At 27.9% G+C, this 10851-nt stretch carries 10 protein-coding genes; 9 read left to right on the plus strand and 1 reads right to left on the minus strand.

From position 1 onward, the window contains the following. Window positions 1-17 precede the first annotated feature (17 nt). The 9 genes from BUA77_RS05020 to BUA77_RS05060 all read left to right on the plus strand — a co-directional run bounded on the left by BUA77_RS05020 (window position 18) and on the right by BUA77_RS05060 (window position 10273). Window positions 18-2078, plus strand: coding sequence for a DUF5693 family protein (locus BUA77_RS05020; protein WP_072887943.1), 2061 nt, complete (start codon window positions 18-20; stop codon window positions 2076-2078). Next, window positions 2071-3171, plus strand: a complete 1101-nt coding sequence (gene csaB / locus BUA77_RS05025; RefSeq protein WP_072887966.1) for a polysaccharide pyruvyl transferase CsaB — start codon at window positions 2071-2073, stop codon at window positions 3169-3171. The genes BUA77_RS05020 and csaB overlap by 8 nt, the downstream gene beginning before the upstream one ends. A 10-nt stretch (window positions 3172-3181) precedes the next feature. Next, window positions 3182-3931, plus strand: coding sequence for a WecB/TagA/CpsF family glycosyltransferase (locus tag BUA77_RS05030; protein ID WP_072887945.1), 750 nt, complete (start codon window positions 3182-3184; stop codon window positions 3929-3931). Window positions 3932-3947: 16 nt separating this feature from the next. Beyond that, a complete protein-coding gene (locus BUA77_RS05035) occupies window positions 3948-4814 on the plus strand; it encodes a YitT family protein (protein WP_072887947.1) in 867 nt (288 codons plus the stop codon). Window positions 4815-4869: 55 nt separating this feature from the next. After that, the gene (locus tag BUA77_RS05040) at window positions 4870-5691 is read left to right on the plus strand and encodes a transketolase (RefSeq protein ID WP_072887950.1); all 822 of its coding nucleotides are present in this window, start codon (window positions 4870-4872) and stop codon (window positions 5689-5691) included. Next, window positions 5691-6626 carry a transketolase family protein gene (locus BUA77_RS05045; protein ID WP_072887952.1) on the plus strand — a complete coding sequence of 312 codons (936 nt, stop codon included), beginning with the start codon at window positions 5691-5693 and terminating at the stop codon, window positions 6624-6626. The genes BUA77_RS05040 and BUA77_RS05045 overlap by 1 nt, the downstream gene beginning before the upstream one ends. 221 nt (window positions 6627-6847) lie before the next feature. Then, a complete protein-coding gene (locus BUA77_RS05050) occupies window positions 6848-8413 on the plus strand; it encodes an ABC transporter substrate-binding protein (RefSeq protein WP_072887954.1) in 1566 nt (521 codons plus the stop codon). Continuing rightward, the gene (locus BUA77_RS05055; RefSeq protein WP_072887956.1) at window positions 8413-9381 is read left to right on the plus strand and encodes an ABC transporter permease; all 969 of its coding nucleotides are present in this window, start codon (window positions 8413-8415) and stop codon (window positions 9379-9381) included. The genes BUA77_RS05050 and BUA77_RS05055 overlap by 1 nt, the downstream gene beginning before the upstream one ends. A gap of 1 nt (window position 9382) precedes the next feature. Next, window positions 9383-10273 (plus strand): ABC transporter permease, encoded by an 891-nt coding sequence (locus tag BUA77_RS05060; RefSeq protein WP_143151302.1) that lies wholly within the window; start codon window positions 9383-9385, stop codon window positions 10271-10273. Window positions 10274-10652: 379 nt separating this feature from the next. Here the strand turns inward: BUA77_RS05060 and BUA77_RS13750 are convergent. Next, window positions 10653-10851 (minus strand): hypothetical protein (locus tag BUA77_RS13750; RefSeq protein WP_330390017.1); only part of this gene is annotated, 199 nt, incomplete at its 5' end.

Genomic DNA, 10851 nt, shown 5'->3' on the forward strand with positions numbered 1-10851 from the left:
TTTAAGGAGTGAGATTGATGAAGGTGAATAGATTATTTTCTTTATTTTTAGTTATAGGAATAATTTTTTCTAGTATTTTTGTATTTCATAGGGGGAATATAGAAAATGGATATAAAAACGTTGAAATAACTTTAGATTATGACCAGCTTTTAAAAATGAAAGAGGAAAGTGACAAAAATTTAGAGTATTTTCTTAAAGAATTTAAAAGTATGGGGGTAAATTCAGTATCAGTAAATGAAGCAACATTAAATTCATTAAAGGATAGAAAAGAATTTAATATAAAAACTAGTCTTGAAGGTTATAATCTAGTAGTAAGTTCAAATGAAAATATATTTGACTTTATAGTTGATGGTTTTACTAAAAAACTTGGACAAGATAAAGTACATATTATAGATGATAATACTTTAAAAATAGATGGAACCAGAAAAGACTATATATATGATACTACTAAATTATATGATATGAATGGTAAGTATGTAGGAAAAGACAAAATATCAGAAGGTTCTAAGCTTGAATATTTAGGAATTGGATTTTTAAAAGATGACTTAGATATAATAAGAAAATCAGGTCTTAATGTAATAGCAAGACCTATTTACTTATCTCAATATGAAGATGAAAAAAGCATAAAAAACTATTTTGACTTTTTAGATAAAGAAAATATAAAACCGAATTTTATTATATTTTCAGGTGGAGAAGTTTTAGGATATGATAAGGATTTAAATTATCTAAAAGATGAGCTTAAAAATAGAAATATAGTTATTGGAATGATAGAAACTAGTGTTCAAAGAGAACATATAGATCAAAAAGGACTTAAGGCTTTAGTTGAAGATAGTGGCTATTATGCAACAAGAGTATTTAATATTTGGAATTGGATTCAAATAAGATACGATTATGAGATACCTCTTCACAAACATGGTGAGGAAATAATAAATTCTATGTATAGAGCAGTAACAGAAAGAAATGTAAGAATAATATATTTTAAACCTTTTATAGATAAACAGGGAAAATATGTTACAGATATGGATATATATAAGCAAAGATTTAGTGAATTTGAAAAAAGAATAGAAAAGGGACATAATTTAAAATTAGGAAAAGTAAATCCAATGAAGGAAGTTCATACAAATAAATTTATGAATATTTCTATTGTTATAGGGGTTATAGCATCTTTATTTATATTAATTGATAATATATTTAATATAAATGATAAAGTAATGAAAATACTATTTTTATTAGGAATAATTGGAACTTCGTTGGTTTATATTCTAGGCATAAAAGTTGATTTACTTGATAAAGCTTTTGCTCTTTTAGGATCAATAACTATGCCATCTCTTTCTATGGTATTTATATTATATGTAGTCAAGGAAATATTAAAATTAAAAACTGATTTAAAAGTTTCTAATATAATATTTAAAGGTATTTTAACTTTAGTATTTGCATGTATTATATCATTTATAGGAGTGTTGTTTGAAACATCATTACTATTTGATAGTAAATTCTTACTTGAAATGGATATATTTAGAGGAGTTAAAATGTCTCAAATAATGCCTATATTATTTACAGTTTTAATATATATATCCATATTTGGGTATAAAAGAAGTGAAGATAAAAAGGGAATTTACATAGACGATATAGTAAAACTATTTAAAGAAGATATAAAAGTTGGACATGTTATAGTTTTAGGAATATTTGTAGTTGGTGGAATAATATTTATAGCAAGAACTGGACATGAGACAAATATTAAGCCTTCTACTATGGAGCTTTTATTTAGAAATATGTTAGAAATGATACTTACTGCTAGACCTAGAAATAAGGCCTTTTTAATGGCTCATCCAGCTCTTATTTTAATGGTTTATTTAGCTTTTAAAGATCAAAAGTGGATGGTATTTCCTTTATCTTTAGCTGTTGTAATAGGACAAAGTAATATGGTAAATACTTTTTCACATTTAAGAGCTCCTCTTTATTTATCTTATGCTAGAACAAATTATGAGATAATATTTGGAGTGGTTTTAGGAGGTATAGCTATTACTATAATTGACTTTATATGGCGAAAACTTGAAGGGAGAAAAAGAAATGCCTAAAGTGCTTATATCAGGATACTATGGATTTAATAACATAGGAGATGAAGCAATACTTAAAGGAGTAATAGATGGAATAAAAAGTTTAAGTCAGGATACTGAGATAGTTGTTTTATCTCAGTATCCTGATTTCACAGAAAAAAAACATAATGTAAGGTCTATAAAGAGGATGAATGTTTTTAGTATAATAAAAGAGCTTAAAGATTGTGATTTACTAGTAAGTGGAGGAGGTTCACTTCTTCAAGATGTTACCTCTAAAAGGTCTATAATGTATTATTTAGGAGTTATATACCTAGCTAAGCTTTTTAATAAAAAAGTTATGGTTTATTCTCAAGGAATAGGACCTGTTAATAAAAGCTTTAATAGAAATTTACTAAAAAGAGTTTTAAATAAAGTGGATTTTATAAATGTTAGAGATGAAAAATCTAAAAAAGAACTTATTGATATGGGAGTTAATAAGGATATACTTGTAACTATTGATACAGTGTTTGGAATTAAAGAGCCAAAAGTTGATATAGGAAAACAAATTCTTAAGGAGTTAGATATAGATATTGACAGGAAAATAGTAGGTATATCTATAAGGCCATGGCAGAATAATAAAGAAATAATAGATGAGATAAGAAAAGTATGTGAAATTTTAGTAAAAGAATATGACTATCAAGTATTATTTATTCCTTGTCATTTTTATTCTGATTTAAAGATAATGAAAGAAGTTTTAAAGAATATAGATGAAAATTTAAAACATAATGTATATGTTTTAGAGAAATATTTATATGTTGATGAATATTTATCTTTAATTGGAAATTTAGAGTTTTTAATAGGTATGAGACTTCATGCTCTTATTTTTTCTGTTTTAATGAAAGTGCCAGTTATAGGTCTTTCTTATGACCCTAAAATAGATAATTTTTTAAATATATTAGGAAAAAATAAAATTTTGCCTATTTTAAATATAAATTTTAATGATATAATAAATGAGGTAAAATATTTAGTTAAAAATATCGACAAAGAAATACAAATAGTAAATGAAAAAAGAAAAGAATTTTCTAGTATTGCTAATATTCATAATAAAGTATTAATAGATATTTTGAAAAACTAGGGGTGATATATTGGAAAAAATTAATGTTTTAGGAGTTCCTATACATAAAATAAATATGAGTGAAGCTTTACATAAATCTATAGAGTTTTTAAAAAGTAATGAAAAAAGGGTAATATTCACTCCAAATAGTGAAATTATAATGATGGCTAAAGATGATAAAAATCTTTTAAATGCTATTAAAGAAGCTGATTTAATTATTCCAGATGGAATAGGGTTAGTACTTGCTTCTAAGATTTTAAAAAAGCCTCTTGAAGAAAGAGTTACTGGAATAGATCTTATGGAAAATATTCTAGATTACTGTAATAAATCTAAAAAGTCTATATTTATATTAGGTGGAAAACCTGGAGTTGCTGATAAGGCTTTAAAAAATATAAGTAAAAAATATCCAAACATAAAAGCTTTAGGAAGCTATCATGGATATTTTAAAGGGCATCATATAGGTCAAGAAGGACACGATGAAGAAAAAAGTGTAATTAATCTTATTAATAATTTAAAGCCTGATGTATTGTTTGTTGCATTTGGTGCTCCAAAGCAGGAGCTTTGGATTCAAAGATATAAGAATGAAATAAATTCAAATATTTTTATGGGTGTAGGTGGAAGTGTTGATGTATATGCAGGTGAAGTAAAGAGAGCTCCTGTAGTTTATCAAAAGCTAGGACTTGAGTGGTTATATAGACTTATAAAAGAGCCATGGAGATATAAAAGAATGATGGCACTTCCTAAGTTTGTTATAGAAGTTTTAAAAAGTGTAAAGAAGTGATAAGGGGATAATAAAGATGAGAAAAAAACATTGGTATAATTATCTGCTAGAGTATATTATGATAACAATAGGATGTGCTCTTATGGCGGTATCTATAGATTTGTTTTTAGCGCCTCATACAATAGCGCCAGGAGGGGTTTCTGGACTTGCTGTAGTTATAAAAAAATTAACAGGTATATCAGTATCTGTTACAATACTTGCTATAAATATACCATTATTTATAGCTGGTGTTGTAATTCTTGGAAAAGCATTTGGAGCTAAAACAGCTTATGCTGTAGGAGTATTATCTTTTTTTATAGGAATTTTTAACAAATTATTTAATCATTTTATTCCAACAAATGATTTACTTTTATCAGCTATTTATGGTGGAGTTTTACTAGGTGTAGGTATAGGGTTTGTATTTAGGACAGGAGGTACAACAGGAGGTACTGATTTAGTTGGTGCAATACTTAATAAGTACTTTCCAACACTTAGCATACCAAAGCTTATGATGTTTCTTGATCTTACAATTGCAACATCTGCTGGTATTATAAATAGAAATGTAGAAATAACTTTATATTCTTTAATTGCTTTGTACATAATAGTAAAAGTAGCAGATTTTATAATTGAAGGAATGGGATATTCAAAAGCATTCTTTATTATTTCAAATAAATCTAATAAAATAAGTAGTGAAATAATACAAAATCTAGGAAGAGGAGTTACTGCCCTAAAAGGAAAAGGGATGTATACTGGTAAAGATAAAGAAGTTTTATTTATAGTTATAGATAGATCACAAGAAGTAAAACTTAAAAATATAGTTGAAGATGTAGATGAAAATGCATTTATTATGGTTGCAAATGTTCATGAAGTTTTAGGAGAAGGGTTTAAACCCATTAAATCGTAAATTACTTTGTTGAATTTGAATTCAACGAGTTAAAATATAAGAAGGAGGGTAACAAATGAGAGATCATAATGAATTAAAAAAAATTGCTAACAGCATGAGAAAAAATATAGTTCAAATGATTCATGATTCAAAATCTGGACATCCAGGAGGATCTTTATCTGCTGTTGAAATACTTACAGCGCTATATTTTGATGAAATGAATGTAGATCCTCAAAATCCTAAGAAAGAAGATAGAGATAGATTTGTTCTATCAAAAGGACATGCAGCTCCTGTTCTTTATGCAGCACTAGCTGAAAAAGGATACTTCTCAAAAGAAGAGTTATTTAAATTAAGAAAAACAGGTGCTATGCTTCAAGGACATCCTGATATGAAAGGAACTCCTGGAGTTGAAATGTCAACAGGATCTCTAGGACAAGGATTCTCTGCAGCTTGTGGAATGGCAATGGCATCTAAAATGGACAATGCGCCATGGAGAGTATATGCACTACTTGGAGATGGAGAAGTTCAAGAAGGATTAATTTGGGAAGCTGCAATGAGTGCTGCTCATTATAAGCTTGATAATTTAGTAGCATTTTTAGATTATAATGGACTTCAAATAGATGGAAAAAATGAAGATGTAATGAATATAAATCCTATAGTTGATAAATTTAAAGCTTTTGGATGGAATGTAATAGAAATAGATGGACATGACTTTGATCAAATATTTGCAGCTCTTGATTCTGCAAAAGAAACTGTAGGACAACCTACAATGGTAATAGCTAAAACTGTTAAAGGTAAAGGGGTATCTTTCATGGAAAATGAAGCTGGATGGCATGGAACAGCTCCTAGTGATGAAGATTTAGCTAATGCTTTAAAAGAATTAGGAGGTGAAATGTAATGAAAAAAATAGCAACAAGAGAAGCATATGGTAACGCCCTTGTAAAACTTGGAAAAGAAAATGAAAATGTAGTAGTGCTTGATGCAGACCTTTCAAAATCTACTAAAACAGCAGGATTTAAAAAAGAATTCCCAAATAGATTCTTTAATATGGGTATAGCAGAGCAAAACTTAATTGGAGCTGCTGCTGGACTTTCTACTGCAGGGAAAATACCTTTTGCAAGTACATTTGCAATGTTTGCAGCAGGAAGAGCATTTGAAATAATAAGAAATTCTGTATGTTATCCAAAATTAAATGTAAAAATATGTGCAACTCATGCAGGAATTACTGTTGGAGAAGATGGAGCATCTCATCAATCTGTAGAAGATGTAGCAGCTATGAGATCTATTCCTAATATGACAGTAATAGTTCCAGCTGATGGAGTTGAAGCTGAAAAAGTAATATTTAAAGTAGCTGAGTATAATGGACCTGTATATGTAAGACTTGGAAGATCAGCAGTTCCTACTATATTTGATGAAAGCTATGAATTTGAAATAGGAAAAGGAATAGAAATAAAAGAAGGAAATGATGCTACTGTAATTGCTTGTGGAATTATGGTAAATGAAGCAATAAAAGCTTATGAAATATTAAAAGAAGAAGGTATATCTTTAAGAGTTATAAATATGCCTACAATTAAGCCTATAGATACTGATATAATTGTAAAAGCTGCTAAAGAAACTGGTGCTATAATTACAGCAGAAGAGCACAATGTAATAGGTGGACTTGGATCTGCTGTTTCTGAAGTATTAGCAGAAAACTACCCAGTACCAGTAAAAAGAGTAGGTGTAAAAGATACATTTGGAGAATCAGGAACACCAAACGAACTTTTAGAAAAATACGGATTAACAGCAGATGAGATAGTAAAAGCTGTTAAAGAAGTAATAAATAAAAAATAAATTAATATAAACAATTTGAAAAAATATAACATTAAATTGATTATGACAAAAAAGGTTTACATGTATAATAATATATGGTAATATTTAGTTGAGAAAAAAATAACAAGATATTAACCATGAAGGTTTATATCTTATTGAGTATTAGCCATGAAGGCATATCCAGTATAGGATTTTGTTTTCATGGCTTTTTATATTATATTAAGGGGAAGGGAGAAATACTTATGAAAAAAAGATTTTTAGCTTTAGTTCTTTCGATTGTAATGATTCTTGGATTAACTGTAGGGTGCAGCAGCACTAATGATAAAGCTGAAGAAAAAGAAGAAACTAAAGAAAAAACATTAACTTACGGAAGCTCAGCGGATTATACAAGGATAAATCCAGCTCTTGATGAACATGCAGAGATACACAAATTAATATTTACAGGTCTTACTAAGCATAATGAAAAAAGTGAAGTAGTGCCAGACTTAGCTGAAAGTTGGAATTATAATGAAAGTAGTAATACATATACTTTTAAACTAAAAAAAGGCGTAAAATGGCATGATGGAAAAGAATTTACAGCAGAAGATGTAAAATTTACTATAGAAGCTATAAAAAATCCTAAAAATAGATCAGAAATTGCTACAAACTATGAAGAAATAAAAGATGTAGAAGTAGTAGACAACTACACTGTAAAACTTCATTTAACTGAACCATGTGTACCTATACTTGATTACTTAAGTGTTGGAATGCTTCCAAAGCATTTATTAGAAGGAAAAGATTTAAATAATAATTCTTTTAATCAAAATCCAATAGGAACAGGACCTTATAAATTAGATAAATGGGAAATGGGACAATATATTTCACTTAAAGCAAATGAAGATTATTATAATGGAAAACCAAAAATAGATAATGTAGTATTTAAAATATTATTAGATGAAAAAGTAAGAGCTATGCAGTTAAAATCTGGAGAAATAGATTTAGCTCAACTTGAGCCAAAAGATGTAGAAGCATTTGATGATGTAGAGGGAATAAAATTATATAAAGAAAAAACAGCAGATTATAGAGGGATAATGTATAATTTTAGAAATGATTTATTCAAAGATAAAGCTCTTATAAAAGCTTTAAGTTATGGAGTTAATAGACAAGAAATAGTTGATAGTGTACTTGATGGAATGGGTAAAATTGCTTATGGACCGTTACAAATGGGAACTTATAATAATGAAAACGTTGAAAAATATAAATTTAATCCAGAAAAAGCAAAAGAAATATTAATTGAGGATGGTTGGAAGCTAGGGTCAGATAATATATTTGAAAAAAATGGTAAAAAATTATCTTTCAAATTAACATGCTTTGAAGGAGATCCAGTAAGAATTAATATGGCTAATGTAGTAAGTCAGCAGCTTAAGCAAATAGGAGTAGATGCTAAAGTAGATATACAAGCTGAAATTGATTGGTCGAATTTAGAAGCATTTTTAATAGGATGGGGAAGTCCATTTGATCCAGATGATCATACATATAAAGTATTCCACAGTTCTCAAATAGAAACTGGAATGAACTTAAATGCATATTCAAATCCAAAAGTAGATGAACTTTTATACAAAGCAAGAACTACACTTAAATCTGAAGATAGGAAATCCTATTATATGGAGTTCCAAAAAGAGCTTGCACTTGACCCTACATTTACATTCTTAGCATATATAGATGCTGTATATGGAGCTAAAGAAAATATAGTAGGAATTAAAGATACTGTACTTGGACACCATGGCGTAGGATTTTTATGGAATATAGAAGAATGGGATATTAAGTAATGCTTAAATTTATTATAAAAAGAATTAAACAAACTGTAATAACAATATTTATACTATCCCTTGGAGCATTTATGGTTTCCCATTTAGCTCCAGGGGATCCTCTTGTTTCTGTATATGGAGATGCAGCTGAAAGGCTTTCTAATGAGGCCAGAATAAAAGCTGTTAAAGATTTGCGTCTTGATAAACCATTAATATATCAATATGCTATTTGGATAAAAAATGCAGTAAAAGGAGATTTAGGATATTCATATAAATATAAAATGCCTGTTAAAGACGTGATACAAATTCATTTTCCAAATACATTTTATTTAATGGGACTTTCAATTTTTTTAACATTAATATTATCTATAAGCTTGGGGTTAATTAGTGCATTAAATGAAGGAAAGCTGTTAGATAGAATTATAACTAGATTTAGCACTCTACTTTACTGTATACCTGGTTTTTGGATTAGTTTAATTTTAATATTAGTATTTTGTACTAATTTGAAGATACTTCCATCTTCAGGAGTATACGATATAGGAAGAGAAAATGATATTTTAAACAGGATATATCATTTAATACTTCCTTTAACAGTTATGATAATAGGACATTTAGGATATTATTCAAATTTTGTAAGAAATAAAATTCTAGAGGAATTAAAAGAAGACTATATAATACTTGCTAGAGCTAAAGGACTTTCTAAATTTGAAATAATATCAAAACACCCATTAAAAAAAATAATGCCCTCAATTATTATATTAATGTCACTATCACTTAGCCATTTGATTGCAGGAGGGTTTGTAGTAGAGTATATATTTTCATATCCTGGAGTTGGGAAACTAGTATTTGAATCTGCAAAATATCATGATTATCCACTTCTTATGGGTGGAGTAATTTTAACTGGAGTTATAGTAGTTCTTGGAAGTTTAATATCAGATATACTTAGTAGTTTAATAGATCCAAGGTTAAGAGAGGAAGGTATGGATTAAAATGGATTTTACTCCTGTAGGTGTTTTAAGAGAAAATAAAAAAGAAGATAAAAAAAGATGGTCTTTTAAAAATCTAAATTTAAAACAAAATATATTTCTCTCTCCACTTATTTTATTTATAATAACACTTTTATGCATATTAGCACCTTTAATCACAAGCATTGATCCAACGTATATGGAGTTATCAAATATATTTGCATATCCTTGTAGATCCAATATATTTGGAACAGATCATTTAGGAAGAGATGTATTTGCAAGAGTTTTATATGGAGGAAGAATATCTATTACTATAGGGATATTGTCTATGCTTATATCTACATTTATTGGAGCAACTTATGGAAGTATAAGTGGATATTTTGGAGGAATAATAGACAATTATATGATGAGATTTATAGATATAATGATTAGCATACCATCTTTACTTATTATGACTTTAATTCAATCTATACTTCAAAGTAATAAAGTAAGCAGCATTGTATTTGTAATTGCAATAACCAGTTGGATGAATATAGCAAAAATTGTAAGGAGTGAAGTTCTTGAACTAAAACAAAGAGAATTTGTACTTGCATCTAAAATTATGGGAGGAAATTTTGTACATATAATAAAAAAACATCTTATACCTAATTTTATGCCTGCTATTATTTATATGTCAGTTGTAAACTCTGCAAATGCTATTATGGCAGAAACTACTTTGAGCTTTTTAGGACTAGGGCTTCCTATAGAAATACCTTCTTGGGGAAGTATGTTAATGGATGCACAAAAGAGTATTTTATTAAATAAATGGTGGGTAGCGTTATTTCCTGGAGTGTTTATGATATCTACAATATTTTGTATAACTAATATAGGAGAATATATAAGATATAAAAATAATAAAAAATTTAATAATATATAAAAAATAAAAATTTTTCCAAAAGAACTTGATTGTCCCAAATAGATATGATATTATATTAACAAAGCTAGAAAACAAAATTAAGAAAATAAGGCCATGAAGGTTTTTAGAGAACTGAATTCTCAAACCTTATGGCTTATTTTTTTGCTGACAACCCCTTATCAGCAATTTATGATACCTCTTAAAATGTAGGTTTAAATAAACTCAAAATTCTCAATTGCCCTGTATAAGGGCTTATTTTTTTTACTCTATAGGAAATTATAAATTTTTTAAACTGTAACTTTGGTAACTGAATAAAAGTATCAACTATTTTGAGCAACGGAGTCCGTTAGGACTCGTTGGCGACATGAGCCATGCGATAGCATGAAGCGAATTTTTTTAGTTATTTAGAATTTAATTTTGAGTCTACTGAATCATTTATTTCTTTAAATACTTTAAACATCATATCATTAAATTCTTTTGATGATTTAAAAAATATATCGACTTCTTGGATTTGAGATAGACTTTGAAACTGTTTATTAAGTTCGGCTAATCTATATTGCATATCTTTTTGAGTTTTTTTTGAGCTATATATCTCCGTT

This window comes from Tepidibacter formicigenes DSM 15518, assembly GCF_900142235.1.
Lineage (GTDB): Bacteria > Bacillota > Clostridia > Peptostreptococcales > Peptostreptococcaceae > Tepidibacter > Tepidibacter formicigenes.